We start from the raw sequence: 25,660 nt of genomic DNA on the forward strand, positions 1-25,660 counted from the left end.
TGAAAAGCAGTCTACGGGAAGAATGATGCCCGACCCCGGCCCGAAAAAGCGCCACGTTGTCACCCTGATGGCCATCGGCCAGGCCGGTCGCCTGCAATATGAGGCGATCCTGCTGGCAGGCTCGCTGCGGCTGACCAACCCGGAATTTACAGGCCAGCTGGTGATCTGCGAGCCGCAACCGGGGCCGCTGTGGAAAAGCGACCCGCGCATGAGTGCCGCCGCCCGCGCGGCGCTGGAAGGGCTGGGCGCCACGATCGTGCCGTTCGACTCGCAGGTGTTCGGGCAGGATTACCCCTATGGCAACAAGATCGAGGCGCTGGCTGCCTTGCCCGACTCGCCGTTTCTGTTTCTGGACACCGACACCCTGATCACCGGCGATCTGGCCACGCTGGCGCTGGACTTCACCCGCCCCTCGGCCAGCCTGCGGCGCGAAGGCACCTGGCCCCGGTTGGAACTTTACGGGCCGGGCTATGGGGAGATCTGGAAATCGCTCTATGACCGCTTTGGCTTGGATTTTGCCGCCTCGCTTGATCTGAGCCAGCCGGATGAATACTGGCAACGCTATCTGTATTTCAACGCCGGCTGGTTCTTTCACGACAGCCCCCGCCGCTTTGGCGCGCGTTTTCTGTCCTATGCGAAATCCATCCGCAATGACCGCCCGTCCGAACTGGTGCTGCAGGAGCTTGACCCCTGGCTGGATCAGGTGGCGCTGCCGCTGGTGATCCACTCCTTTGGCGGCGGACGGCCCGGCCCCGGCCTTGCGGGGCTGGATGGCGATGTGACCTGCCACTACCGCACCCTGCCGCTGCTCTACGCCCGCGAAAGCGACCGTGCGGTCGAGGTGCTGGAGGCGGTGGCCAAAGACCAACCGCTGCGTCGGGTGCTGCGCGACTATGCCCCGGTCAAGGCCATGGTCTACCAGAATCAGGGCCGCCGCGCCCGCGCGCTGTTTGACCGCGCAAACCTGCCGCGCCGCGAACAGGTGATCCGCAATACGCTCAAGCGCGAAGGCCTGTGGCTGCGCTGATCTCTTGCGATTGCTGCTTTTGAAATACTCCCGCCGGAGGCTCCTGCGGCCGCTGCCGGACGCTCCGCGGGGAGTATTTCAAAAGCAGCAATGCAGGGGCTGTATTGTGAGATCTGCGCGCAGAGCAGCGGTTGATGGTTGCCGCGATCCCCGTTAGCGTTCCGCCGGAACCATCAAGGGGGGACACCAGATGACCGACACACCCGGCTACGGCTTTGACACGTTGGCGATTCATGCAGGGGCCGAGCCCGATCCGGCCACCGGCGCGCGGCAGGTGCCGATTTACCAGACCACCGCCTATGTATTCCGCGATGCGGATCACGCGGCCAAATTGTTCAACCTGCAGGAGGTCGGGTATATCTATTCGCGCCTGACCAACCCGACCGTGTCGGCGCTGGCGAACCGGGTCTGCGCGCTGGAGGGCGGGGCCGGGGCAATCTGCTGCTCATCGGGCCATGCGGCGCAGCTGATGGCGCTGTTCCCGCTGATGGGGCCGGGGCTGAACATTGTCGCCTCGACCCGGCTCTATGGCGGCACGCTGACCCAGTTCAGCCAGACCATCAAGCGCTTTGGCTGGACGGCCAAGTTCGTCGATTTCGACGATCTGGCGGCGGTCGAGGCGGCGGTGGATGACAACACCCGCGCGATTTTCTGCGAGACCATTGCCAATCCGGGCGGCTATATCACCGATCTGGACGCGATTGCCGCCATTGCTGACCGTGTGGGCTTGCCGCTGATCGTAGATAATACCACCGCCACGCCCTGGCTGTGCAAGCCGATCGAGCATGGCGCGACGCTGGTGGTGCATTCGGCGACCAAGTACCTGACCGGCAATGGCACCGTGACCGGCGGTGTGGTGGTTGATTCGGGCAAGTTCGACTGGTCTGCGAGCGGCAAGTTCCCGTCCCTGTCCGAACCCGAGCCTGCTTATCACGGCCTCGCCTTTCACCCCGCGCTCGGCGCGATGGCCTTTACCTTCCACTCCATCGCCGTGGGCCTGCGCGATCTGGGCATGACGATGAACCCGCAGGGCGCGCATTACACGCTGATGGGGATCGAAACGCTGTCGTTGCGGATGCAGCGGCATGTCGAGAACGCTATGGCGGTGGCCAAATGGCTGGAGGCTGACCCGCGCGTCGAGATGGTTACCTATGCCGGGCTGGAGAGCAGCCCCTATGCGGGCCGTATCCCCCGGATCTGCCCCAAGGGCGCGGGCGCGCTGTTCACCTTCGGGCTGAAGGGCGGCTATGATGCCTGCGTCAAGCTGATCGACAGTCTGAAGCTGTTCAGCCATGTCGCCAATCTGGGCGACACCCGCAGCCTGATCATCCATCCGGCCTCGACCACCCACCGCCAGCTGTCCGAGGCGGATCAGGTCAAGGCAGGGGCGGCGCCGAACGTGGTGCGGGTCTCGATCGGGATCGAGGATCTGGCCGATATCATCGCCGATCTGGATCAGGCGATGGACAAGGCGACACAGGGGGCAACCGCCTGAAACAAAACGAAATCTGCCGGGCGCGCTATGAAGCGCGCGCCCGGCGACGCGTCAGAGGTTACTGGGCAATCTCGAACACCACGGTCACCGATGCGGTGGTGGCGACTTCGCCCGCAGCCACCGGCACCGCGCCTGCGGCATCGGCGGATTGGCGGAACATCGGTTGCGGTGGCATGTAGCCGCCGCCCTCGGCGATCGACACGATCGGGCCGAGGGTGGCCCCGGCGGCTTCGACCAGCAGCGTGGCACGGGCGCGGGCATCTTCGACGGCGGCCTTGCGGGCGGCGTCCATCGCCGGGCGCGGCTCGGACAGGCCAAAGCTCAACCCGTTCAAGGTGTTGGCCCCATCTTGAATGGCGGCGTCAAGCACCTGCCCCAGACCGGCAAGGTCGCGAATCCGCACGGTCAGCTGGTTCGAGGCGGTGTAGCCATCGATGCGCTGACGCTGGCCGCTGTCATAGCCGGTCCAGTTCGGGTTGATCGACAGATTAGTGGTCTGCATGTCGCGGTCAGCGACGCCAGCCGCTTTCAGCCGGGCCATCACCGCGTTCAGCCCTTCGGTATTGGCGGCCATCGCGGCGGCAGCGGTGTCGCCGGTGGTGGTCACGCCCAGCGACAGGGTGGCGATGTCGGGAATGCCATCAATGACGCCCTCGCCGGTCACGGTGATCTGGGGGGCGGGTGGGGTCTGGGTCTGGGCATAGGCGCTGGTGAGGGCCGTGGCCGACAAGAGCGAAGCGATCAGGGCGGCTTGCAGGATACGCATGGTGTCTTCTCCAATTGGTGCGATCAGTTTCCAGACATGGAACGCGGGCCGCAAGCCGATCCTTGGCGATCACGGGGCTTTTTCTTCCCTTCGGCGGAAAGCTGCTGTAGGAAAGACTTAGCCCGCAAGGAACGGTTCCCGCACCTTGTTTCCTCATGCTAGATGCCGGACATGAAACCGAGTTTTGCCCTTAATCTGACCGAAGACGGCATCACGCTCCTGCACCGGACGTCTCGGGGTTGGCTGGATGTCGGAACCGTGGCCTTTGACGACCCGGATATGGGGGCGGCGCTGGACTATCTGCGCTCCACCGCGCTGGGTCTGTCGCCAAAGGGGATCACCACAAAGCTGATCATCCCCGAGTCGCAGATCCTGTATCTGGAGGTTGAGGCCGCCGGACCGGATGACACCAGCCGCCGCGCGCAGATCGAGGCGGCGCTGGACGGGCGCACGCCCTATGCGCTGGACGAGCTGGCTTATGACTGGATGGGGGACGGCCCGACCGTCACGGTGGCGGTTGTCGCGCGCGAGACCTTGGCCGAGGCCGAGGGTTTTGCGACCGAGCATCGGTTCAACCCGTTGTCCTTTGTCGCCAATCCCGAGCGCGGGTTTGACAAGGAACCGTTCTTTGGTCCTTCAGCGCTCGCCCCCAGCCTGTTGACAGGTGGCGAGCAGGTCGAAGCAGATGCCGAGCCGGTAACGATCATCGCGCGCGAGATGTCTCAGGCGGAAGCCGCGATTGAGGGGACGGCACAGGGTGCTGCCTCCGATAAGGCCGACCCGGAGGTGCCCGAACCGGAAGTACCTGCGCCCGTTACACCCGCGCCGGAGTTGCCGGACCCTGTCGCACCGGAGCCGGAAGTACCTGCACCGGATCTGCCGGAACCGGCACAGCCGGAGCCCGAGGTGCCAGAGCCTGTTACACCCGAGCCTGAAGTTCCTGCCCCGGCACCACCTGCCCCCGCAGATCCCATTCCTGCACCGCCCGCCCCTGAGGTGCCGGAGCCTTATCGTCCAAAGACGCCCGTGCCGGAAACGCCGGTGGAAATCCCGGCGCCTGAACCAGCACCTGCGCCGCCAATGCCCCCGGTGCCCGCCCCACCTCCGGAACCAATGCCGGTATCAGACCCGATACCGCAGCCGTACCGCGAGCCTGCAACACCGCCTTCGCCGCTGCCCCCGGCCTTTGATCCGGTGCGGCCCCGCACCACAATGGCGTCGCCGGTAAATGTTGCCGCTGAGGATGAGGCCGAGGCACCGATGGCGGTTGACGTGCCGCAAGAGGATGCAGGCGATGAGGCGAGTGCGCCCGTTGCTGCGCGGTCTGCGCAGGATTTTGCCAAAGCGGAGCCGGTAAAGCCGGATACGCGGACGCCCGAGATGGGCAAACCTGATCTTTCCGGATCGGGCGCAGATGACCTGCCGCCGCTGTCTTCGGCGGCGATGATGGCGTTTTCCACCCGCCGACCGGCAGAGGGTGCGGCCCGCCCGCTGGGGGCCGCTGCTCCGTTGGCGGCCCGGCCCGAAATCCGACCCGAAACCGGCGCTGCGCGACCTGCAGCGCTGTCCGCCACGCGGTCGGTTGGCGCGTCCACTGGCCCGGCGGCAGGATCAGGCGCAGGGCAAGCGCCAGCGGCCAAACCACTGGTGGACCGGCCCGCTGCGGCGCGTCCGGTGCCGAAATTCAGCTATGACGATCCGCTGCCACCGCCCAGCCGGATGCCGGGCGATCCGCCGTCGCCGCCTGCTTCAGTGATGAACAAGGCCAGCAAGGGCCTGCGCAGCCTTGGCAACATGGTCACTGCGCCCAGCATTCCCGGCACCCGCAAGAAAAAGCCTGTGCCAAACGCTGCCCCCCAGACTGCGACGAGCGGGGTAAAACCCGCAGTCGTCGCTTCGACGCTGGCTCCGGTGTCAACCCTTGCGGCCCCGCTGGACGCCTCGCCCGCCAAGGCCAGCATTTCCGCTGCGGCGCAATCGCTGGCGCGGCAGAAGACCGTATCACCCGATGCGCTCGCCAAGGGGCTGAGCGCGCGCGGCATGCCCCAGCGAGGCAAGCCGCGCTATCTGGGGTTGATCCTGACCGGCATCCTGCTGTTGTTGCTGGCGATTGTTGCGGCCTGGTCGTCGTTTTACCTGACCCGCTCGGATGATGCGGCGGATGAGATGGAGGTTGCCGGGTTCGAAGCAGGGTATGATGACGAGGCGATTGCCGATGGTCAGATGCCCGGCGACGAGGGCGCGCTTCAGGCCAATGTTCAGGAGCCTGCCGATCTGCCGGTGAATGTCGACCTTGCTGATCTGGAACCGGACACGACGGAGGAAGCCCTCGCCGAGGTGGCTGCCCCAGAGGTGGTTGTGCCGGATGAGGTTGCCGCAGACGTCCCTGCCGGGCCCGCGCCGCAAACCGGGGTGCAGGATGTTCTGGCCGCGGCCACCCAGCCTGATCCGGCGGCGCAGGATGAGATTTTTCTGGCCGGAATGGATGCACCGCCCGCGTTGAGTGATCCATTGCTGCTGACCGCGCCTGCCGCCCGTGGCGATTCGCCCCCGGCCGAACAGATGCCGCCACCGCCCTTTGGCACGGTCTATCAGTTTGACGAAAACGGTCGTATCGTGCCGACTGCTGAGGGCATTCTGACCCCCGAAGGCGTGATGCTGGTGGCGGGCAAGCCCGCCCGCGTGCCACCGCCCCGCCCGCCTGCCGCGCAAGCCGCGCTCGCCCCGGCTGAAACGGTTGTTCCTGCGGCTGAGTCTGTTACGGCGGCAGTGACCGATGCTGTGGCACAGGCTGTCACCCCAGAGGCCGGACCGGCTGCGGCGGATGGCGCATTGCAACCTTCGGAAACCTTTGCCGCCGATCCGGCCTTGTCCGCTGCGCGTCCGCGTCTGCGGCCCGCAGGATTGGCGCCGGAGGCCGTAAGTGACGACGATGCCTCGCTCGCCCCTGCCGAAGACAGCCGCTTTGCCAGTCTGCGCCCACGCTTGCGCCCGCAAGCCATTCTGGCAGCAGGTGAGTCAGCGCGGCAGGCATCCGAAGCGGCATCGCTTGCGGTGAATATGGCTGTGGCAGAGGCGGCTGTGGCCAATGCCGATGACGCGAGCCTCAGCCCGCTGGCGGTTTCGGTGTCGCGCGTCCCTGCCCCACGCCCGCGCGACATGAGCCGCGCGGTCGAAGCTGCGGTCGCAGCAGCCACCCGCCGGGCCGAACCGGAGGCTTTGGCCTCTGCCTCGACCGCTGCCCCTGCGGCGCGGTCACGGGTCGAGGCGGATGAGGCGGATGACGAGCCCGAAGTGGCCTCGGCTGCGCCGCGCATTCCGACCAAGGCGAATGTGGCCAAACAGGCGACCTTTGCGAATGCGATCAATCTGGGCAAAATCAACCTGATCGGGGTCTATGGCACCCAGTCCAAGCGCTATGCGCTGGTGCGTCAGCCCAATGGCCGCTACCGCAAGGTGCGGGTCGGCGACAATATCGACGGCGGTCGGGTGCAGGCGATCACCGCATCCGAAGTGCGCTATCAAAAGGGCGGGCGGATGCTGGCCCTGAGCATGCCAAAGGGCTGACCGGCAAGCAGCGGGGTCACGCCCCGCTGACCCCCGCCTCGGCAAAGGTGGCCATGCCGGAATGGCAGGCCACCGCCCCCTGAACCACACCCAGCGCCAGCGCTGCACCCGATCCTTCGCCCAGACGCAGGCCAAGGTTCAACAGCGGCTGTTTGCCCAGAGCGTCAAGCAAACGACCATGGCCCGCTTCGGCGCTGATATGACCGGCGAGGCAATGGTCCAGAGCACCGGGTTGCGCCCGCTCCAGCACCAGTGCGGCCGCACAACAGATGAATCCGTCCAGCACCACAGCAATCCGTTCGCTCCGCGCGCGGGCGATGGCCCCTGCCATGGCTGCAATCTCGCGCCCGCCAAGGCAGCGCAGCACCTGCAGCGGATCTGACAGCGCGGCGGCATGGGTGGCAAGGCCGGTCCGCACCGCCTCGGCCTTGCGGGCCAGACCGTGGTCATCCACGCCGGTGCCCCGCCCCACCCAATCCTCGGGCGCGCCGCCCAGCAGAGCGGCGGCGATGGCGGCGGCAGAGGTGGTGTTGCCGATGCCCATCTCGCCGGTCACCAGCAGGTGGGCTTTCGGATCAACCGCATTCCAGCCCGTGGTCAGAGCGGCGATAACCTCGGCCTCGGTCATCGCCGGGCTTGCGGTGAAATCGGCAGTGGGCCGATCAAGATCGAGCGCGTGAACGGTCATCGACGCGCCGTAAGCGCGGCACAACTGGTTGATCGCTGCGCCGCCGTGGCGGAAGTTGGCGACCATCTGCACCGTCACCTCGGGCGGAAAGGCGGAGACCCCGCGCGCGGCAATACCGTGGTTTCCGGCAAAGATCACCACTTGTGGCGCACTGGCTTGCGGCCGCTCCCTGCTCTGCCAGCCCGCCAGCCATATCGCCAGATCCTCCAGCCGGCCCAGAGAGCCAGGCGGCTTGGTCAACTGCCCGTTGCGCGCCGCAGCGGCGGCCCCTGCGGTGGCGTCGGGCGCGGGTTGCGCGGCAAGAACGGCGCGAAAGCTGTCGAGCGTGGGAAACGGCGCGGTCATGTCAGGTTCCTGCGTTGCAAGGTGTTGGGGCCTTGGCTACAGACTGGGCGCAGGAGTTTCCAGCCGGGAAGGGACGCGATGACCATTAAACGCGACAGGCCGGTGTGGATTCTGGCCGATCTGGCCTCGGCCTTTGGCCTGCTGAGCCGCTTGCCGTTTCCCCAGACCCGACACCACCGGCCGCAGTCGTGCTGGGTCTGGCCCTTGGTGGGGTTGGTGATTGGCGGACTGGCGACGGGCGTAGGCTGGGCGGCGATGGCGGCGGGCCTGCCGGTCGGGCTGGCGGCGGCGCTGGTGCTGGCGGTGGGGGCCATGGCCACGGGCGCATTGCATGAGGACGGGCTGGCCGACACTGCCGACGGGCTGTTCGGCGGCTGGACCCGCGAGCGGCGGCTGGAGATCATGAAAGACAGCCATATCGGCAGCTATGGCACCTTGGCGCTGCTGCTGGTGACGTTGGCGGCGTGGTCCGCGCTTGGGGTGCTGCTGAGTATCGGGGCCCATGCTGCGATTGTAGCGGCGGCGGCGTTGTCACGCGCGCCGATGGCGCTGATCATGGCGCTGTTGCCCCAAGCGCGGAACGGCGGGCTGTCGCATTCGCTCGGGCAGCCGCCGGTCATGGTGGCGCTGGTGGCGGCGGCTCTGGCCTTGCTGATCGCGGCACCGCTCGGACTGGTGGGCGCTGCGATGGCCGTGGCGGCGGCGGCGGCGGGGCTGGCGGTGGCGCTGCTGGCGCGGGCGCGGATCGGTGGACAGACCGGGGATATTCTGGGGGCCAGCCAGCAGATGGCGTGGCTGGCGGCGCTGTCAGCGGCGGCGGCGATGCTGGAATGAAAAACGGCGGCCCATGGGGCCGCCGTTTTCTGTCAGAACAGACGTGGATCAGGCGGCACGGCTGACCAGAACATCATCGACGGTCTTGGCGGCGGAGCCGGCATCGACACCGGACACGGCGGCGACTTCGCGGGTCAGACGCTCCAGCGCGGCCTCATACAGCTGACGCTCGGAATAGGATTGTTCGCGCTGGTCATCGCTGCGGTGCAGGTCGCGCACCACTTCGGCAATGGCCATCAGATCACCGGAGTTGATCTTTTGCTCATATTCCTGTGCACGGCGCGACCACATCGCCCGCTTGACCTTGGCCTTGCCCTTCAGCGTGTCCAGCGCCTTGGACACCACATCGGGGGCGGACAGCGCGCGCATGCCGATTTCGGTGGCCTTGTGGGTGGGAACCCGCAGCGTCATCTTGTCTTTTTCGAAGGTGATGACGAACAGCTCCAGCTTGAATCCGGCGATTTCCTGCTCTTCAATGGACATGATCTTGCCCACGCCATGAGCGGGATATACAACGAATTCATTCGGGCGGAACTCGGGTCTTTTGGACTTGGTCATTCAGTCGCTTCCTAATAGCGGAGGCCGTCTGGCGACAAAAGAACCGCCCGGACCTGATCAGGCCCGGCGATGCGATGGCTTTGTCACTAGAATTCCCACCTCAGGCGAGCAGCTCTGAGCGGGGGGTCAGGCGTCCATGATTATTTGTAACGATTGTATATCACAAATTTCACCTGATTCCAACTGCCGCAAAACGGCGGCGAGCAGCTAACTTGCACTGAAATCATTGGATTTTCGTGAGCCATGCCGATTCGGCATGGCTCATGTGCCGAATCGGGCCGGAATAAGGCGTTAACTACCTTCGCCCGGGGCTTCGGAGAAATACTTGTCGCGCTTGCCTTTTTCGCCATCCCGCGCCTCGGCTTCGGGCAGCGGGTCTTTGCGCACCGTGATCACCGGCCACATTTCCGAATATTTGCGGTTGAACGACACCCATTCATCCATATCCGGCTCGGTATCCGGGCGGATCGCGTCTGCCGGACATTCTGGTTCGCACACACCGCAGTCGATGCATTCATCGGGATGAATGACCAGCATATTTTCGCCTTCATAGAAGCAGTCCACCGGACAGACTTCGACGCAGTCGGTGTATTTGCAGGCGATGCAGTTATCAATCACCACATAAGTCATCGGATCAAGCCCTTGGATTGGTCGGGTCACTAGCTAGAGCAAGCGCCCGGATCATTCAAGCGCCTCTGGCGCCGCTTGGGGGTCGAGGTCAAGATAAAGCTCTTGCGCCTCGTCGGCGGGGCCACGGCGCAGGCCAAGCGCCTGCACCTTGATCACCCGGATCTGCTTGCCTTGGGCAAAGGTCAGCACGTCGCCGATGCAGATGCCATGGCCGGGTTTCTTGGTGCGCTGGCCGTTGACCCGGCAATGGCCACTTTCGACCACATCGGCAGACAGGCCGCGCGATTTGAAAAACCGCGCCTGCCACAGCCATTTGTCCAGCCGCAGGCGCGGCTGGATACCGGGCGCGGGTTTCGCCCCCGGCCCGGCCAAGCCTCAGACCTTGCCCTTCAGCGCCAGCAGCGCGGCAAAGGGGTTGTCAGGGTCGATCGGTTTGTCGGCACGCTGCGGGCGGGCCTCGAACTGGCGCGGCTTGTTGTTGTCGTTGCGGTCGGGGCGGTCGCCCTTGCCCTTGCCACGGTCGCCTTTGCCATAGGGCTTGCCGTCGCCCTGCGGACGCGGCCCACGGTCGCCCTGCGGTTTGTCGCCACGCGGGCGGTCGGTTTTCGGGCGGTCGCTTTTGGGACGATCCCCCTGCGGACGCTCACCTTGTGGCCGATCCCCCTGAGGCTTGTCGCCCTGTGGACGGTCGCCTTGCGGACGCTCGCGCCGCTCGCCTTGCGGGCGGGGGCCGCGCTCGGGACGGGCGTTGCGGGGCTTGGGGGCCCAGGTGAAGGTGTAGAACGACTCCATCTCGGGCGCGGCAGGTTCTGCGGCGGGCTCTTCGGGCACGGGCGCGAGGACCGACACCTCTTCGGGAATCGGGTTTTGCGGCGCGTCAGGGTCAACCGGCGGCAGCACCACGACGGGTTCAGCCGCCTTGACCTTGGCCCGTTCGGCCTTTTCGCCCTTGTAGCCCAGACCGGCCATCAGATCGGCGAACTGGTCCAGCGTCATGCCGGTGATCGACAGCATGTCCGGCGTCGCCTCAAACCCGGCGCGGCTGTCTTTCTGGCGCAGGATATCGGCCAGACGTTCCAGCATGTCGATGCGGATCGCGCGGTTGCCTGCCGGGTGATAGCCCGCCAGCGTGTAATGCGATTTCGGCACCTCGGCCATGTTCGGAATGGTGACCAGCCCCGGCGGCGGGCTTTCGGGGAACTCGTCCAGCCCGTTCCACAGCGACCACAGCACCAGCCGCAGCCGCGTGGGCGCGGGTTTCAGCAACAGCGGCAGGAAGATGGTGAACTGGCCAAAGCGCACGCCATGCTTGCGCAGGGCGCCGCGCGATTCCTGATCCAGTTCCTTGACATCATTGGCCACCACGTCGCGCGGCAGCACGCCCAGACCCTCGACCAGACGGAAGGCGAAACCGCGCGCAAGGCCGGTCAGCGTCTCGTCCCGGCTCATCGCGGCCAGCGGCTCGAACTGGGCCGCGACCTTGCGGTCGATAAAGTGCTGCAGACGGCGGCGCACCTTTTCGGCAACCTCGAAGCCGGCTTCGTCATCGACGAAGGCCTCGACCGCCGGGCGCAGCGCCTCGGCCCCCTTGACCAGTTTCCCGACCGCAGTGGTGCCCCACATCAGGCCCCCCTGTTCGGTGAAATCCATCTCGGTGTCGGGCGCGTTGTAAAAACGGTCCGCCCGCAGGTGGAATTCGGGCTTGAGCGCCTGAACGGCGGCCTGCGCCATCACCTTTGCCTCATCGGGCGACGTGCTGGCATCCTGCCGGAACCGGAATCCCTCCAGCTTGCCGACAAATTCGCCCTCTACCGTCACTTCGCCTTTGTCATTCACCTCGGCCACGAGGGTCTCCTTCTGTTTCAACCGGCGAAGCAGCACACTTGTCCGCCGGTCTACAAATCTCTGCGTCAGTCGTGCGTGTAACGCATCTGACAGGCGGTCTTCTACAGCGCGCGTCTCGTCGCGCCAATGGCTTTCGTCATCAACCCAGCCTTTGCGCTGCGCAATATAGGTCCAGGTGCGAATATACGCCAACCGTTTGGAAATGGCATCAATATCGCCATCGGTTCGGTCGATGCGGGCAACGGCCTTACCGATCCAGTCCGAAGGCACCCTGCCCCCGCCCAGACCCCGGCCACAGAGGTATTCGAATATCCGCGCCAGCAGGCCCGCATGGTCGCTGTCTGATGAGCCACGGAAGTCGGGGATGCGGCAGACATCCCACAGCAATTGCACGCGTTTCGGGCTTGTCAGCCGGTCGCGCACCTCGGCCATGTCGACCAGCGCCTTGAGCGCCAGCACGTCATCGGCGTCGCGCGCGCGGGTAAGCCATTCGTTCGAAGTGTGCTCTTCCAGACTGCGGATCAGGCGGTCGGCATTGGCGAAATCCAGCTGATGATTGCGCCACATCAGCTTGCGCACCGGGGCGAACTGGTGGTTTTCGATGGCCTCGATAACGTCTTCATCAATCGGCCGCGCGTCGCCGGTCACGCCAAAGGTGCCGTTTTCGGTGTGCCGCCCGGCCCGGCCCGCGATCTGCGCCAGCTCTTGCGGGTACAGCCCGCGCATCCGGTGGCCGTCAAACTTGGCGGTGGCGGAAAACGCGATGTGCTTGATGTCGAGGTTCAGGCCCATGCCGATGGCATCGGTGGCCACCAGATAATCGACATCGCCATTCTGATACAGCGCCACCTGCGCATTGCGGGTGCGCGGGGAAAGCGCCCCCATGACGACCGCGCAGCCACCCTTTTGACGGCGGATCAACTCGGCAATCGCATAGACATTTTCAACCGAAAAGCCGACGATGGCGCTGCGCGGGGGCATCCGGCTTATCTTTTTCGAACCTGTATAGGTCAACTGGCTGAAGCGTTCGCGTTTGAGAAAGGTCACGCCCTGCACCAGCCCGGCAATCGCAGGGCGCATGGTTTCGGCCCCCAGAAACAGGGTTTCATGCAACCCGCGCGCGCGCAGCAGCCGGTCGGTAAAGACATGGCCCCGGTCCGGGTCGGCGCAAAGCTGGATCTCGTCAATCGCGACAAAATCCGCGCCGATCTCCAGCGGCATCGCCTCGACCGTACAGACCCAGTACTGGGTGCGGTCGGGTACGATACGCTCCTCACCCGTCACCAGCGCCACCACCGAGGGGCCGCGCAGGGTGACGATGCGGTCATAGACCTCGCGCGCCAGCAAGCGCAGAGGCAGGCCGATGACCCCGGTGCGGTGGCCCAGCATCCGGTCGATGGCATAATGGGTCTTGCCGGTGTTGGTCGGCCCCAGGACCGCCGTGACCCGGCCCGTGGTCGCGCTCATGCTGTGCCCTAACCCCTGCCCTTAAAGATCGGTGCCCGCGACTTTTGCCTCAAGCCGCTTGGCGCTGTCTGATACGCCGCGCAGGTTGGGATGTATAGCCAGCGCGGCGCGGTACACCTCCAGCGCCTGTTGCGGATTGTCCAGCTCTTCGTAAATCGCGCCCAGACCCGCCAGCGCGCCAAAGTGGCGCGGGTTGAGGGTCAGCGCGCGGGCGATGTCCGACACCGAAGGGCCAAGCTGGCGCGCCTGATAATAGGCGGTGGCGCGGGCATTCCAGCCTTCGGCAAACTCGGGGGCATGGTCGGTCAGCGCGGTCAGGTGATCAATCGCCTCTGCCGTGTTGCCTGCGGCCATGGCATCGCGGCCGCGCTGCAACAACAGGTCCATCGCGGCAGAGCCGCTTTTGGACCATTCGTTCCAGATCTCCCGCTCCAGCCGGGCGGCGGCGCGGTCATCGGCCGTTTTCAGCCGGTCAAACAGCCCGTCAAGCGGTTCCTCTGCCCAGACAGGCACCGCCAGCAGAAAAACTGCTGAAACTGCCGCAACGATAGGATTGAGAAACCGATGATGAACTTTCATATGATGATGGTAGCGCATTGGCGCAGGAACACCATATCCAAGCCGTCACAAGGCAGAGAGGAATTTTACATGAGCGCCGTGGTAACTGAGGCCGTCGAAGTGCTGTCGAAAAAGCTGTCGGGCGGTTTTGATGGCGTCGCCAAATTCGTGATCGAGGGCGAAGGCGCGATCATGCTGGACCCGGAGGGGGTGCGTGCAGGCGACGAACCCGCCGATGTGACGATGACCGCCAGCGCCGATGTGTTCAAACGCATTCTGGACGGCGATCTGAACCCGACCATGGCCTTTATGCAGGGCAAGCTGGCGGTCGATGGCAGCATGGGTCTGGCGATGAAGCTGGGATCGGTTCTGGGGTGAGCCAGTCTGCGTTCCCCACCGCGCCGTTTTACGCGGACCTCGCCCTCGGGCCGGAGGGGGGGGAGGCCTTCTGGCTGACCACATCAGACGGTCTGCGCATCCGGGCGGGGGTCTGGCCGGTTGGGGAAAAGGGCACGGTGCTGCTGTTCCCCGGCCGCACCGAGTATGTCGAGAAATACGGCCTCGCCGCCGCCGATCTGCAGGCGCGCGGCTATGCGACGGTGGCGATAGACTGGCGCGGGCAAGGGTTGGCGGACCGGATGTTGCCCGACCGGATGATGGGCCATGTCACCCGGTTTCAGGAGTATCAGCTGGATGTGCAGGCGGTGCTGGAACTGGCCCGTGGCCTTGGCCTGCCAGAGCCGTATTACCTGCTGTCGCATTCGATGGGCGGCGCGATTGCCCTGCGGTCGTTGATGCGCGGTATTCCCGTCAAGGCGGCATCGTTCTCGGCCCCGATGTGGGGGATTGCGATGGCGGCCTGGATGCGGCCCTTTGCGCAGCCCATTGCGCAGATGTCCGGTTGGTTCGGGCAGGCGCATCGCTTTGCCCCCAGCACCACCGGCAAGAGCTATGTTCTGGAGGCTGAGTTTGGCGGAAATGTCCTGACCACTGACCCGGAGATGTGGCGCTATATGAAGCGGCAGGTGACAGCGCGCCCGGAATTGGCGCTGGCCGGGCCAAGCATGGGCTGGCTGCATGCCGCATTGGTGGAATGCCGCGATATGGCCTTGGCCCCTGCCCCGGACATGCCGGCGCTGACCGCGCTTGGCACGTCGGAAAAGGTGGTGGACACCGGCCCGGTCTATCTGCGCATGGCGGGCTGGCGCAACGGACGGCTGGAGCTGTTTCAGGGCGCAGAGCATGAGGTGCCGATGGAAACACCGGCGCATCGGGGGCGGTTTTACGACCTGACCGCCGCGTTGTTCGATCAGCATCGCTGAGGCCGTCAGCACTGCGATCTGATCCCGCGCGTGGCGGCACGTTCGGAATGCGCTCCGCGCGGGAGTATTTGGAAAGCAGCAATGGCCGGGGGAAACTGGGTCAGATCGTGATCTGGCTGAAGCCTTCGCGCAGCGCGTGGGACCAGGCGTCGCTCATGTTGCGGAAGGATTCGTCGCCCGCCTCGATCCGGCGCAGGGTGCCGATCTTGCACTCGTCGGCCTGGATCACGCACAGATCAAGCGGCATGCCGACCGACAGGTTGGAACGCAGGGTGGAATCCATCGACAGCAGCACTGCCTTTTGCGCGTCGCTGAGCGAGGTGGTTGGCTTTACCACCCGGTCGAGAATCGGTTTGCCATATTTGTGCTCGCCGATCTGGAGGAAAGGCGTGTCTTCGGTGGCTTCGATGAAATTACCCTCGGGATAGATCAGGAACATCCGCATCGCACCGCCTTTGCGCTGCCCGGCCACGATCATCGTGGCACTGGCGCCCTGCGCCATCGACAGTTTTTCGTCGATCTCGCGGCGCACCGTGGCCAGCGCATTGCCGACGATCTCGGCGACCTTTAGCATGGTGGGGGCCAAGATGACCGAGGTATCAGGGGTTGCATCCTTGTCCTCCACCGCTTCGCGCAGGCGGGCGATGGTGGTCTGGGTCACCGACAGACTGCCAGCGGTGACGATGGTGATGATCCGCTCACCCGGATCTTCAAAGTGGAACATCTTGCGATAGGTGGCGATGTTGTCGAGCCCCGCATTGGTGCGCGTATCCGACAACAGCACCATGCCTTCGTTCAGCAACAGCCCGACACAATAGGTCATATTCACGCCCCCAAGACTCAGGCCGGAACGCTACTTGCCGCGCGCGGGGATGGAAAGGGCGAACGTGCAGCCCGTCCCTGCGGCAACACAGCTTACAGGCTGGCCAGCGCGGTCAGGGCCGGGCCACCGGCCAGTTGCATGACCGCCAGCACCAGCGCGGCGGCGGCGCCAAGGCGGAAAAAGCGGCTTTGCCAGAACTTGCGGCGCTGTAATGGCGTGCCAGTATCGAGCCCCGGATCGGCGATCGGGTCGGTTTCTTCAAGCACTGGTGGCAGGGTGCGTGGGCTGTGATCGGGCACATCGCTGCAGGTCATATCGAGCGGTTCGCAATCATCAAGGGCTGCGAGGAAGGACTCCAGACGGAACGCATCACCGGCAACGGCAGCACCTTCGGACCGGGGCAACGGGTAGTGCCGGGCATTGTCGGCCAGCCGCTGGATCAGGGCCAGCCGCGCCGCCTCATCCCCGGCGGGATAGCGGCCCGGAGGCGCGCCGGAGGCATAGGTGTTGAGCCCGAAGCCGGACGCCAGAAAATAGTCGCGCAGGCCCGGTGGAGAATCGCGCAGCGCCTGTGCCGTATGCGGATCACGGAACAGGGCCACGGTGGCAAGGTCACGCGCGGGCCTGAAACCTGCATCAGACAGAAAGCCATCAAGCTGCGGATCTGACGAGCCGCTCTCCGGAATCACCTCGAAAATATCAAAGTCATAGGCCAAAGCCATGGTTCACCCCCTGCGACCCTATCGCAAGCGACAGGCTGCGCAGAGCCTGTGGCAAAAGCGGGGCGGAAATAGGGAATCTACCGCCAATTTTCCGCTATTGCTGGGTTTGCGACTGGGTTTGTGTCGCCTGCACGGTGACCGAGACATCCAGACTTTCTTCACCCTGCCCGCGCGCGATGCCGCGGATCATCGCGGCATGCAGCGAATCGAGGCCAGAGCCAAGGCGGATGTAGCGGTCATCCGGGCAGCAGCGGTTGGCGGGGTCAAAGCCGACCCAACCCAGCCCGGCGATAAACACCTCGGCCCAGGCATGGGCCGCGTCATGCGCGGCGCCATCAATGCCCACCAGCAGATAGCCCGAGACATAGCGCGCAGGCAGGCCGATGTGGCGGGCGATGGCGATCACCGCATGGGCCTGATCCTGACAAACCCCGGTGCCCTGTGCCAGCGCCTCGGCGGCGGTGGTGTGGGCATTGGTGGTGTCGGCTGTGTAGACAATCGCATCCGACACCCGTTCCGAGATCAGATGCGCTGCGGCCAACGCGTCTTGCGCCGGGGTCAGGCCATCGGCCAGCGCGGCAAGGGCGGCATCGGCCTCGGTCGGGTGGGTGGAGCGCAGATAGCAGTCGGGCGGGGTCAGTTCCTTGTGGCCGCGCAGCACGCCGGCCTGATCAAAGGTCTCGATCTCGCCGGTCACATGCACGGTGATCTCGTTGACCGGGCCAAGCACGGTCCAGCCCTGCACCCAGTCGCCCGCGCCGTCGCGAAAGCCGCCGCCCATCTGGCCGTCGCTGACACTGACCTTCCAGCTGCGCATCTTTTGCCCGGCGCATTGTGACGGCATCAGCCGGTGGCTTTGCACCACGCCGCGCACCGGCTGGTCATAGAAATAGCGGGTGACATGATTGACCGTCAGCAGCATCAGCGCACATCCCCATTCAGATAACAGTCCCGGATCACCGACCCCGCCCGCGCCATATCGCCGATAAACCGGGTAAGAAACTCGTGCAGGCCTTCTTCAAAGATATCATCGACCCGCAACTCGGCCAGCTCGGCCTGAATGCTGCGGGCGCGTTCCTGCGCAAAGGTCTTGCGCTGATAGCCGCGCGCCAGCCGGTCCAGATGGCTGGTCATGCCTTCGACACAGGTGATCAGGCTGCGCGGGCACTGCGGGTTGAGGATCAGGAAATGCGCGATCTTGGCCGCCGTTACTTCACCGCCATAGGCCCAGTGGAACGCCCGGTGCGACGACATCGCGCGCAAAAGCGTGGTCCATTGGTAATTGTCGAGCCCGGAGCCGACGAATTCCAGACGCGGCAACAGGACGTAGTATTTCACATCCATCAGCCGCGCGGTGTTGTCGGCGCGTTCCAGAAAATACCCCAGATTGAGGAAATCCCAGCCGTCGTTGCGCAGCAGGGTCGCGTCAATCGAGCCGCGCACAAGGGCGGTGTTGCGCATGGTCCAGTCGGTCAGCAGCGACAGGTCCAGCTCGGAGCGCGGGCGGCGCTCCAGTTGGCGCAGTTCCTGAAACGCGGTGTTCAGCGCGTCCCACACCTGTGTGGTCAGCGCCGTGCGCACGATGCGCCCGTTTTCGCGCGCCGCCGTGATGCAGGACATCACCGAAGACGCATTGTCACTGTCGAAAAAGAACCAGCTTTCCAGATTGCGCTGCACGGCGTCGCCGTATTTCTTGGCAAAGCCGTTGGCGGTGCCGCTGGCATGCAGCAGCGATTCCCATTCGTTGCGATAGCCCGCGGCCGAGGGCATCAGCGCGATGCGCGCGCCCACCTCCAGCAGCCGGGCCGAGGTTTCGGCGCGCTCCAGATAGCGGGCGAGCCAGAAAAGGTTGTCTGCGGTTCTGCTCAGCATGTTCTGTTCACTCCGCCAGCACCCAGGTATCCTTGACCCCGCCGCCCTGCGACGAGTTCACCACCAGCGACCCTTCGGTCAGCGCCACGCGGGTCAGCCCGCCCGGCACCAGCTCGATCCGCTCGCCGACAAGGCAATAAGGCCGCAGGTCGACATGGCGCGGCGCGATGCCTTCGGCCACAAAGGTCGGCGTGGTGGACAGCGCCAGCGTGGGCTGGGCAATGTAGTTGTTCGGGTTGGCCGTGATGCGGGCGCGGAACATCTCTACCTGATCCGCTGTCGCCTTTGGACCGACCAGCATGCCGTAACCGCCCGAGCCGTGGACCTCTTTGACCACCAGTTCGTTCAGATGCGACAGCACGTATTTCAGATCATCCGCCTTGCCGCATTGCCAGGTCGGCACATTGTTCAGGATCGGCTCTTCGCCCAGATAAAACCGGATCATTTCCGGGACATAGGTGTAAACCGCCTTGTCATCAGCCACCCCTGCCCCCGGTGCCGAACAGATGCTGACCCCGCCGGAGCGGTAGACATCCATCAGCCCCGGCACGCCAAGCATGCTGTCGGGGCGGAAGCACAGCGGGTCGATATAGGCGTCATCCAGACGGCGATAGATCACATCCACCCGGCGCGGGCCTTCGGTGGTGCGCATGAAAACGAACTCGCCCTCGACGAACAGATCCTGGCCTTCGACCAGTTCCACCCCCATCAGATCGGCGAGGAAGGAGTGTTCGTAATAGGCAGAATTGTAATGGCCCGGCGTCAGGATCACCACCGTCGGCTCGCGGTCGCATTTCGTCGGGGCAACGCTGGCCAGCGTCCGGCGCAGGATTTCGGGGTAATTGTCGACCGGCTCGATCCGGTTTTCGCGGAACAGATCGGGGAACATCCGCATCATGATCTCGCGGTTTTCCAGCATATAGCTGACGCCAGACGGGGTGCGGCAATTGTCTTCGAGCACGAAAAATTCATCCGGCCCGGTGCGCACAAGGTCGATGCCGACAATGTGGGAGTAGACCCCCTTTGGCGGGACAAAGCCCGCCACCGCCTTTTCATAGGCCTCGTTCAGATAGACCAGACGCCCCGGAATGCGCCCGGCCCGCACAATCTCGCCCCGGCCATAGACATCGACCAGAAAGGCGTTGAGCGCGCGCGCGCGTTGTTTGATGCCGCGCTCCAGCTTTGCCCATTCCGCGCCCGAAAAGACCCGGGGGAACATGTCGAACGGGATCAGCCGGTCGGGATCGCCGCCTTCGCCGTAAACGGCAAAGGTGATACCGATCCGGCGAAACAGCGCCTCGGCCTCGGCCTGTTTCATCTGACGCAATTCTGCGGGCATGGAGTTCATCCAGTTCTGCAGGCGCGCATAGGGCGCACGCACAGAGTCGCCCTGGTACATCTCGTTAAAATAGCTGGTCACTACGGCCCCCGTTCCCCGGTCCTTAACGCCAGTTAATCAGCCCGGTTCCAACAGCGAAAGGGGGAGCCTGCATTTCCTGCCCGCATAGGGCACATTCGCCCGTTTTTTGTGCAGTGCAAATGTGTCCTGTGACCCTTTCCCAGGGACGGGGACGTGCTAGGCTCTGCTCATGTCTGCACAATTGCTCAGTTTTACCGATCGCGGCATCTATTGCGCCGAGGGCGGGTTCTACATCGACCCGTGGCGGCCCGTGGACCGGGCGCTGATCACCCATGGCCACAGCGACCATGCGCGGTGGGGCCATGGTCACTATCTGTGCACCCATCAGGCATTGCCGGTGATCCGGCACCGACTGGGGCAGATCACCGCCGAGGGCATCGGCTATGGCGAGACCCGGCAGATCGGCGGGGTTGAGGTCAGCTTTCACCCCGCAGGCCATGTGCCGGGATCGGCGCAGATCAGGGTGGCGCGTGGCGGCGAGGTCTGGGTGGTGTCAGGCGATTACAAGGTCGAGGATGACGGGCTGTCAGAGCCGTTCGTGCCGGTGCCCTGTCACACCTTTATCAGCGAATGCACCTTTGGCCTGCCGCTGTTTCGCTGGCAGCCGCAAGCGGTTGTCGCTGCGCAGCTGGCGGCGTGGTGGCAGGCCAATGCCGCCGAGGGCCGGGCGTCGATTCTGGCGGCTTATGGTCTGGGCAAGGCGCAGCGGCTGATGACGATGCTGCCCGAGGCCGGGCCGATCCTGACGCATGGCGCGGTCGAAGAGACCACCCGCATCCTGCGCGATCAGGGGTATCGGCTACCGCCCACGATCCGCGTGACCGCTGGGATTGACGCGAAATCGCACCCCGGCGCGCTGATCATTGCACCCCCCTCGGCGCTTGGCACCCCTTGGGCGCGGCGCTTTGGCCCGGCCTCGGCGGCCTTTGCCAGCGGCTGGATGGCGCTGCGCGGCATCCGCCGTCGCCGGGGCTTTGGCACCGGCTTTGTGATCTCGGACCACGCCGACTGGCCCGGCCTGAACACCGCCATCCACGCCACCGGCGCAGAGCGCGTGTTTGTCACCCATGGCTACACCACCCCGTTCCGGCGCTGGCTGGAGGAACAGGGCTATGAGGCTGGCATCGTGCAGACAGAATTCGGCGGCGATGAGGCCGAAACGGCGTCGGAGGCGGACTTGGCATGAAGCGTTTCGCCGCCCTGTTCAACGCGATGGACGCCACCACAAAGACCGGCGAGAAAACCGCCGCCCTGACCGCCTATTTCCGCACAGCACCCGAGGCGGACCGGGTCTGGACCATCGCCCTGCTGTCGGGCCGTCGCCCGAAGCGGGCGGTCAATGCCACCGAATTGCGCACCTGGGCGGCAGAGGCGGCGGGAGTGCCGCTGTGGCTCTTCGAGGAATCCTACAACATTGCCGGTGATCTGGCCGAAACCATCGCCCATCTGCTGCCCCGCGCAGAACACGAAACCGACCCGACGCTGGATGCCACCCTGCGGGCGTTGATCGCGCTGACCGGGCGGCCAGAGGCCGAGCGGCGGGCCTATGTCACCTCGGTCTGGGCCGGGCTGGGGCCGGAGGAGCGGTTTTTGTTCAACAAGCTCCTGACCGGCGGCTTTCGCATGGGGGTCAGCCGGGGGCTGATGACGCGGGCGCTGGCGCAGGCGACCGGGGTGGAAGAGGCGGTGATGGCGCATCGGCTGATGGGCGACTGGGACCCGGCCCGCACCCGCTTTGCCGACCTGACCGAAGAGGGAGGATCCGAGGGCGCGGCCCGCCCCTATCCCTTTGCGCTGGCCAGCCCGCTGGAGGCCGCGCCCGACAGCCTTGGCCCGGCGGCGGACTGGCTGGCAGAGTGGAAATGGGATGGTATCCGGGGCCAGATCATCGCCCGCCCCGGCGCCTTTGCGATCTGGAGCCGGGGGGAGGATCTGATCACCGACCGCTTTCCCGAATTCGCGCCTTTGCAGGATCACCTGCCGCCGGGCACCGTGCTGGACGGCGAAATCGTGGCCTGGGGCGGCGATGCCCCCCTGCCCTTTGCCGCCCTGCAAAAACGCATTGCGCGCAAGACCGTGCCGAAAAAGCTGCTGGCCGAGGTGCCGGGCCATTTTCTGGCCTATGACTTGCTGGAAGACGGCGGGGTGGATCTGCGCGCGGCCCCGCTGTCAGAGCGCCGCGCCCGGCTGGAGGCGATGCTGGCCGCCCTGCCCGCCGGTCTGCCGCTGTCCCCCTCTCCCGCAGCCCTTGGGGATTGGGCTGCGCTGACCGCGACGCGCGGCTTGGCGCGCGACCGGATGGCCGAGGGGTTGATGCTCAAGCGGCTCTCATCGCCCTATCACACCGGGCGCAAGCGCGGCGACTGGTGGAAATGGAAGCTGGACCCGTTCACGGTGGATGCAGTCATGCTCTATGCGCAGGCGGGCCACGGGCGGCGGGCCAACCTGTTCACCGATTTCACCTTTGCGGTCCGCGACGGCAATGATCTGGTGCCGTTCACCAAGGCCTATTCCGGCCTGACCGACGTGGAATTCGCGGCGATCACCCGCTGGGTCGGCAAGCACACAGTGGAACGCTTCGGCCCGGTGCGCCGGGTGGTGCCGGAACTGGTGTTCGAGATCGGGTTCGAGGGCATACAGGCCAGCCCGCGCCACAAATCCGGCATCGCCCTGCGCTTTCCGCGCATGCTGCGCTGGCGGCAGGACAAGGGTGTGGCCGAGATTGACACGCTGGACGGGCTGCGGGCCTTGCTGCGGCAGGTGTCCGAGCCGGGGACTTTGCGCGCTGATGAGGTAAAGACGGGGGATTTGCCCGCAGGTTCTAAGAAGAAGACGGGGGCTTTGCCCCCGGACCCCCAGGATATTTGAAGACAGAAAATGAGCGGCGGGTTGCCTTTTGTGTGAGGCAACCCCTATTTGAGGGGAAAGATGTTCTGGAAGGATGGCCGATGACCCTGCCGATGCCCCGCCCCGTTTTTGATGCCAATGCCAGCTCTGGCGGGTTTGGGAACCTGCCCGAATGGGATCTGCGCGATCTGTATCCTGCGCCGGAGTCCAAAGAGTTTGCGGCGGACATGGACTGGCTGGAAACGGCCTGTGCCGACTTTGCGGCGGCGTATGAGGGCAAGCTGGCCGGGCTGGATGCGGCGGCGATGCTGGCCTGTGTGCTGGCTTATGAGCAGATCGACATCGTGGCCGGGCGGCTGATGTCTTTTGCCGGTCTGCGCTATTATCAGAACACGATGGACAGCGACCGCGCCAAGTTCATCGCCGATGTGCAGGACAAGATCACCACCTTTACCACCCCGCTGGTGTTCTTCAGCCTGGGGTTCAACCGGCTGGAAGACGCGCAGCTTGACGCGCTGATCGCCGCCAATGCGGACCTTGCCCGCTACAAGCCGGTGTTTGACCGCATGCGCGCGATGCGGCCGCATCAGCTGTCGGATGAGCTGGAAAAGTTCCTGCATGACGAGTCGGTGGTTGGGGCCAGTGCCTGGAACAAGCTGTTTGACGAGACCATGGCCGGGCTGATGTTTGCGGTCGAGGGCGAAGAGGAAGAGCTGAACCTGGAGGCGACTCTGAACCTGCTGACCGACCCGGTGCGCGCCAAGCGCGAGGCGGCGGCGCGGGCGCTGGCGACGGTGTTTGACAAGCATATCAAGTTGTTCGCGCGGGTCCACAATACGCTGGCCAAGGAAAAGGAAATCCACGACCGCTGGCGCAAGATGCCATCGCCGCAGCATGGACGGCACCTGTCGAACCATGTCGAGCCGGAGGTGGTCGAGGCGCTGCGCAATGCCGTGGTCGCCGCCTATCCGAAGCTGAGCCACCGCTATTACCGGCTGAAAGCCAAATGGATGGGGCTGGAGCGGTTGCAGGTCTGGGACCGCAACGCGCCGCTGGCGCTGGAAGCGCCCCGCGTGGTCGGCTGGGACGAGGCCACGAAAACCGTGCTGGACGCCTACGGCGCCTTTGCGCCGGAAATGGCCGAGATTGCCAAGCCTTTTTTCGAGAAGGGCTGGATTGATGCCGGGGTCAAGCCCGGCAAGGCGCCGGGGGCGTTTGCGCACCCCACCGTTTCCACCGTCCACCCCTATGTGATGCTGAACTATCTGGGCAAGCCGCGTGATGTGATGACGCTGGCGCATGAGTTGGGGCACGGTGTGCATCAGGTGCTGGCGGCTGGTCAGGGCGAGCTCTTGTCGTCAACCCCGCTGACGCTGGCCGAAACCGCGTCTGTGTTCGGCGAGATGCTGACCTTCCGCAAGCTGCTGGATCAGGCCAAGACCAAGGCCGAGCGCAAGACGCTGCTGGCGGGCAAGGTCGAGGATATGATCAACACCGTGGTCCGCCAGATCGCGTTTTACGATTTCGAGTGCAAGCTTCACGCGGCGCGCGCCGAGGGCGAATTGACGCCCGATGACATCAACGCGCTGTGGATGAGTGTGCAGGCGGAATCGCTGGGCGATGTGTTCGACTATATGGACGGATATGAGACCTTTTGGGCCTATATCCCGCATTTCGTGCATTCGCCGTTCTACGTCTATGCCTATGCCTTTGGCGACGGATTGGTGAATGCGCTCTATGCGGCCTATGCCGATGGGCTGCCGGAGTTTGAGGCGAAGTATTTCGAGATGCTGAAAGCGGGCGGATCAAAGCACCACAAGGAGTTGCTGGCCCCGTTCGGTCTGGATGCATCGGACCCGAAATTCTGGGACAAGGGCCTGTCGATGATCGCAGGCTTTATCGACGAGCTGGAGGCGATGGAGGATTAATCCTCCCGCCCCTAGCGGCGTCAGATCCGGTTGGCGCGACGTTCGACCAGATCGGCCATATGGGCCAGCATCAGGGTTTCGGCCTCATCGGCGCTGTTGGCCACGGCATCGGCACCAGTCATCGACAAAAGATCAGGTTCCTGGGTGGTGATTGCGCCGCCGATCATCACCCAGACGCCGGGAATATGCGCGCGCAGACCCACCACCAGCCTGGCCAGCGGCAGGGTCATCCTCGTTGAGGTAGCGCCAAGCGCCACGCTGATCGGCGCACGACGTTCGATGTCCTGAATCAGCCCGTCATGCGTGTCGCTGCTGACCACCTCGATCTCCCAGCCGCGCCGGCGCAGATCGTCGGCGGTCATGGTCAGGCCGATCATGTGGCATTCCTGCGGACAGGGCGCAAACACCGCGTGCTGGCCGGGTTTGCGGTCAGATATCCGCACAAAGACATCGCGCAATTCGTTCATGATCCGCCACACCCGGTGCGAGGTACGCAGCATTGCGGGCAATTCGACATGATCGCGCGCCCAGACATTCCCCACCTGCTGCACCGCGCCCGCCACGAGACCGTAATACAGCGTATCGGCGGGCATACCCGCCAGCCGGGCATCGCGCACGAAATCAGGGGCGGCGGCGTCATCGCTGCACAGCAGCGCCTCGCTCAGCAGGGCGATCTTTGGTGCTGTGGCCTCGGTCCGGTCGCGGCGGGCTTGCGCCGCGACGCGCAGGATCACCTCGGCGGCAAAGGAATGCACGATGGCATCTGACGATGGCGCGCGCGTGCCATCGTCAGATAAATCCCAGTCGGCAGCAGCGGAGAACGCTGGAAAACGTGTCGCCATGTCTGGTCACTTTGAACTTGGGCCGCGCGTTCATCTGGCCGATTGGCCTTGTAACGCGGGGCAATCCCTCCCCCGGACGATTCCCGTCCTTGGGTCAAGTCTTG

22 protein-coding genes are annotated in these 25,660 nt (G+C 65.0%); 9 read left to right on the forward strand and 13 right to left on the reverse strand.

The features are described from left to right. Positions 1-25 precede the first annotated feature (25 nt). Both D1012_RS13445 and D1012_RS13450 read left to right on the forward strand, forming a co-directional pair. On the forward strand, positions 26-1,027 hold the full coding sequence (locus D1012_RS13445; protein ID WP_118153354.1) for a GT-B fold glycosyltransferase domain-containing protein: 1,002 nt from the start codon (positions 26-28) through the stop codon (positions 1,025-1,027). A 190-nt stretch (positions 1,028-1,217) separates the two neighbouring features. Next, positions 1,218-2,522 (forward strand): O-acetylhomoserine aminocarboxypropyltransferase/cysteine synthase family protein, encoded by a 1,305-nt coding sequence (locus D1012_RS13450; RefSeq protein WP_118153065.1) that lies wholly within the window; start codon positions 1,218-1,220, stop codon positions 2,520-2,522. A 58-nt stretch (positions 2,523-2,580) separates the two neighbouring features. On the opposite strand, the gene D1012_RS13455 is transcribed toward D1012_RS13450, so the two are convergent. Beyond that, the gene (locus tag D1012_RS13455; RefSeq protein ID WP_118153067.1) at positions 2,581-3,288 is read right to left on the reverse strand and encodes an SIMPL domain-containing protein; all 708 of its coding nucleotides are present in this window, start codon (positions 3,286-3,288) and stop codon (positions 2,581-2,583) included. Between the two features lie 171 nt (positions 3,289-3,459). Between D1012_RS13455 and D1012_RS13460 the strand changes: the two genes are divergently transcribed. After that, positions 3,460-6,855 carry a hypothetical protein gene (locus tag D1012_RS13460; protein ID WP_118153069.1) on the forward strand — a complete coding sequence of 1,132 codons (3,396 nt, stop codon included), beginning with the start codon at positions 3,460-3,462 and terminating at the stop codon, positions 6,853-6,855. Between the two features lie 16 nt (positions 6,856-6,871). Here D1012_RS13460 and cobT read toward each other — a convergent pair whose 3' ends face one another. Next, complete coding sequence (gene cobT, locus D1012_RS13465) at positions 6,872-7,888, reverse strand: nicotinate-nucleotide--dimethylbenzimidazole phosphoribosyltransferase (RefSeq protein ID WP_118153071.1); 1,017 nt, start codon at positions 7,886-7,888, stop codon at positions 6,872-6,874. A 78-nt stretch (positions 7,889-7,966) separates the two neighbouring features. Here cobT and cobS point away from each other — a divergent pair, with 78 nt between their 5' ends. Further along, complete coding sequence (gene cobS, locus D1012_RS13470) at positions 7,967-8,722, forward strand: adenosylcobinamide-GDP ribazoletransferase (RefSeq protein WP_118153073.1); 756 nt, start codon at positions 7,967-7,969, stop codon at positions 8,720-8,722. 48 nt (positions 8,723-8,770) lie between these two features. On the opposite strand, the gene D1012_RS13475 is transcribed toward cobS, so the two are convergent. The 5 genes from D1012_RS13475 to D1012_RS13495 form a co-directional block, all read right to left on the reverse strand. Continuing rightward, positions 8,771-9,280: a CarD family transcriptional regulator gene (locus tag D1012_RS13475; protein WP_100197925.1), complete on the reverse strand. Its 510-nt coding sequence runs from the start codon at positions 9,278-9,280 to the stop codon at positions 8,771-8,773. Between the two features lie 291 nt (positions 9,281-9,571). After that, positions 9,572-9,910 carry a ferredoxin FdxA gene (fdxA, locus tag D1012_RS13480; protein WP_118153075.1) on the reverse strand — a complete coding sequence of 113 codons (339 nt, stop codon included), beginning with the start codon at positions 9,908-9,910 and terminating at the stop codon, positions 9,572-9,574. 51 nt (positions 9,911-9,961) lie between these two features. Next, the gene (locus D1012_RS13485; RefSeq protein WP_233517120.1) at positions 9,962-10,282 is read right to left on the reverse strand and encodes an RNA-binding S4 domain-containing protein; all 321 of its coding nucleotides are present in this window, start codon (positions 10,280-10,282) and stop codon (positions 9,962-9,964) included. A gap of 3 nt (positions 10,283-10,285) precedes the next feature. Next, positions 10,286-13,222, reverse strand: coding sequence for a helicase-related protein (locus D1012_RS13490; protein ID WP_233517121.1), 2,937 nt, complete (start codon positions 13,220-13,222; stop codon positions 10,286-10,288). A gap of 21 nt (positions 13,223-13,243) precedes the next feature. Further along, entirely contained in the window at positions 13,244-13,801 is a 558-nt protein-coding gene (locus D1012_RS13495) for a tetratricopeptide repeat protein (protein WP_118153363.1), read from the reverse strand. A 69-nt stretch (positions 13,802-13,870) separates the two neighbouring features. Between D1012_RS13495 and D1012_RS13500 the strand changes: the two genes are divergently transcribed. Together D1012_RS13500 and D1012_RS13505 are read left to right on the forward strand one after the other, a co-directional pair. Continuing rightward, positions 13,871-14,158: an SCP2 sterol-binding domain-containing protein gene (locus D1012_RS13500; RefSeq protein ID WP_118153078.1), complete on the forward strand. Its 288-nt coding sequence runs from the start codon at positions 13,871-13,873 to the stop codon at positions 14,156-14,158. Then, positions 14,155-15,102 (forward strand): alpha/beta fold hydrolase, encoded by a 948-nt coding sequence (locus D1012_RS13505; RefSeq protein ID WP_118153080.1) that lies wholly within the window; start codon positions 14,155-14,157, stop codon positions 15,100-15,102. Before D1012_RS13500 ends, D1012_RS13505 begins: the two co-directional genes overlap by 4 nt. A gap of 100 nt (positions 15,103-15,202) precedes the next feature. Here the strand turns inward: D1012_RS13505 and D1012_RS13510 are convergent, their stop codons facing one another. From D1012_RS13510 to D1012_RS13530, 5 genes are all read right to left on the reverse strand, one after another. Next, on the reverse strand, positions 15,203-15,925 hold the full coding sequence (locus tag D1012_RS13510; RefSeq protein ID WP_118153082.1) for an Ntn hydrolase family protein: 723 nt from the start codon (positions 15,923-15,925) through the stop codon (positions 15,203-15,205). 92 nt (positions 15,926-16,017) lie between these two features. Next, positions 16,018-16,647 carry a hypothetical protein gene (locus tag D1012_RS13515; RefSeq protein WP_118153084.1) on the reverse strand — a complete coding sequence of 210 codons (630 nt, stop codon included), beginning with the start codon at positions 16,645-16,647 and terminating at the stop codon, positions 16,018-16,020. Positions 16,648-16,741: 94 nt separating this feature from the next. Further along, positions 16,742-17,569: a transglutaminase family protein gene (locus tag D1012_RS13520; RefSeq protein ID WP_118153086.1), complete on the reverse strand. Its 828-nt coding sequence runs from the start codon at positions 17,567-17,569 to the stop codon at positions 16,742-16,744. Further along, positions 17,569-18,519, reverse strand: coding sequence for an alpha-E domain-containing protein (locus tag D1012_RS13525; protein WP_118153087.1), 951 nt, complete (start codon positions 18,517-18,519; stop codon positions 17,569-17,571). Before D1012_RS13525 ends, D1012_RS13520 begins: the two co-directional genes overlap by 1 nt. Positions 18,520-18,526: 7 nt before the next feature. Further along, positions 18,527-19,918 (reverse strand): circularly permuted type 2 ATP-grasp protein, encoded by a 1,392-nt coding sequence (locus tag D1012_RS13530; RefSeq protein WP_199489508.1) that lies wholly within the window; start codon positions 19,916-19,918, stop codon positions 18,527-18,529. A gap of 190 nt (positions 19,919-20,108) precedes the next feature. Between D1012_RS13530 and D1012_RS13535 the strand changes: the two genes are divergently transcribed. From D1012_RS13535 to D1012_RS13545, 3 genes are all read left to right on the forward strand, one after another. Further along, on the forward strand, positions 20,109-21,125 hold the full coding sequence (locus D1012_RS13535) for a ligase-associated DNA damage response exonuclease (RefSeq protein ID WP_118153091.1): 1,017 nt from the start codon (positions 20,109-20,111) through the stop codon (positions 21,123-21,125). Continuing rightward, a complete protein-coding gene (locus tag D1012_RS13540) occupies positions 21,122-22,807 on the forward strand; it encodes an ATP-dependent DNA ligase (protein WP_118153093.1) in 1,686 nt (561 codons plus the stop codon). Before D1012_RS13535 ends, D1012_RS13540 begins: the two co-directional genes overlap by 4 nt. 80 nt (positions 22,808-22,887) lie before the next feature. Then, complete coding sequence (locus D1012_RS13545; protein ID WP_118153095.1) at positions 22,888-24,714, forward strand: M3 family oligoendopeptidase; 1,827 nt, start codon at positions 22,888-22,890, stop codon at positions 24,712-24,714. 20 nt (positions 24,715-24,734) lie between these two features. Here D1012_RS13545 and D1012_RS13550 read toward each other — a convergent pair whose 3' ends face one another. After that, entirely contained in the window at positions 24,735-25,556 is an 822-nt protein-coding gene (locus D1012_RS13550; protein ID WP_118153097.1) for a cobalamin B12-binding domain-containing protein, read from the reverse strand. Positions 25,557-25,660: the final 104 nt, after the last annotated feature.

Source organism: Pseudotabrizicola alkalilacus, from assembly GCF_003443995.1.
Classification (GTDB): Bacteria; Pseudomonadota; Alphaproteobacteria; order Rhodobacterales; family Rhodobacteraceae; genus Pseudotabrizicola; species Pseudotabrizicola alkalilacus.

Coding starts and splice junctions, on each gene's coding strand:
- D1012_RS13520 (WP_118153086.1), bottom strand. CDS start 17,569: ATGCTGCTGACGGTCAATCATGTCACCCGCTATTTCTATGACCAGCCG.
- D1012_RS13500 (WP_118153078.1), top strand. CDS start 13,871: ATGAGCGCCGTGGTAACTGAGGCCGTCGAAGTGCTGTCGAAAAAGCTG.
- fdxA (WP_118153075.1), bottom strand. CDS start 9,910: ATGACTTATGTGGTGATTGATAACTGCATCGCCTGCAAATACACCGAC.
- D1012_RS13445 (WP_118153354.1), top strand. CDS start 26: ATGCCCGACCCCGGCCCGAAAAAGCGCCACGTTGTCACCCTGATGGCC.
- D1012_RS13450 (WP_118153065.1), top strand. CDS start 1,218: ATGACCGACACACCCGGCTACGGCTTTGACACGTTGGCGATTCATGCA.
- D1012_RS13475 (WP_100197925.1), bottom strand. CDS start 9,280: ATGACCAAGTCCAAAAGACCCGAGTTCCGCCCGAATGAATTCGTTGTA.
- D1012_RS13540 (WP_118153093.1), top strand. CDS start 21,122: ATGAAGCGTTTCGCCGCCCTGTTCAACGCGATGGACGCCACCACAAAG.
- D1012_RS13545 (WP_118153095.1), top strand. CDS start 22,888: ATGACCCTGCCGATGCCCCGCCCCGTTTTTGATGCCAATGCCAGCTCT.
- cobT (WP_118153071.1), bottom strand. CDS start 7,888: ATGACCGCGCCGTTTCCCACGCTCGACAGCTTTCGCGCCGTTCTTGCC.
- D1012_RS13550 (WP_118153097.1), bottom strand. CDS start 25,556: ATGGCGACACGTTTTCCAGCGTTCTCCGCTGCTGCCGACTGGGATTTA.
- D1012_RS13530 (WP_199489508.1), bottom strand. CDS start 19,918: ATGTACCAGGGCGACTCTGTGCGTGCGCCCTATGCGCGCCTGCAGAAC.
- D1012_RS13490 (WP_233517121.1), bottom strand. CDS start 13,222: ATGAGCGCGACCACGGGCCGGGTCACGGCGGTCCTGGGGCCGACCAAC.
- D1012_RS13455 (WP_118153067.1), bottom strand. CDS start 3,288: ATGCGTATCCTGCAAGCCGCCCTGATCGCTTCGCTCTTGTCGGCCACG.
- D1012_RS13535 (WP_118153091.1), top strand. CDS start 20,109: ATGTCTGCACAATTGCTCAGTTTTACCGATCGCGGCATCTATTGCGCC.
- cobS (WP_118153073.1), top strand. CDS start 7,967: ATGACCATTAAACGCGACAGGCCGGTGTGGATTCTGGCCGATCTGGCC.
- D1012_RS13460 (WP_118153069.1), top strand. CDS start 3,460: ATGAAACCGAGTTTTGCCCTTAATCTGACCGAAGACGGCATCACGCTC.
- D1012_RS13510 (WP_118153082.1), bottom strand. CDS start 15,925: ATGACCTATTGTGTCGGGCTGTTGCTGAACGAAGGCATGGTGCTGTTG.
- D1012_RS13515 (WP_118153084.1), bottom strand. CDS start 16,647: ATGGCTTTGGCCTATGACTTTGATATTTTCGAGGTGATTCCGGAGAGC.
- D1012_RS13495 (WP_118153363.1), bottom strand. CDS start 13,801: ATGAAAGTTCATCATCGGTTTCTCAATCCTATCGTTGCGGCAGTTTCA.
- D1012_RS13525 (WP_118153087.1), bottom strand. CDS start 18,519: ATGCTGAGCAGAACCGCAGACAACCTTTTCTGGCTCGCCCGCTATCTG.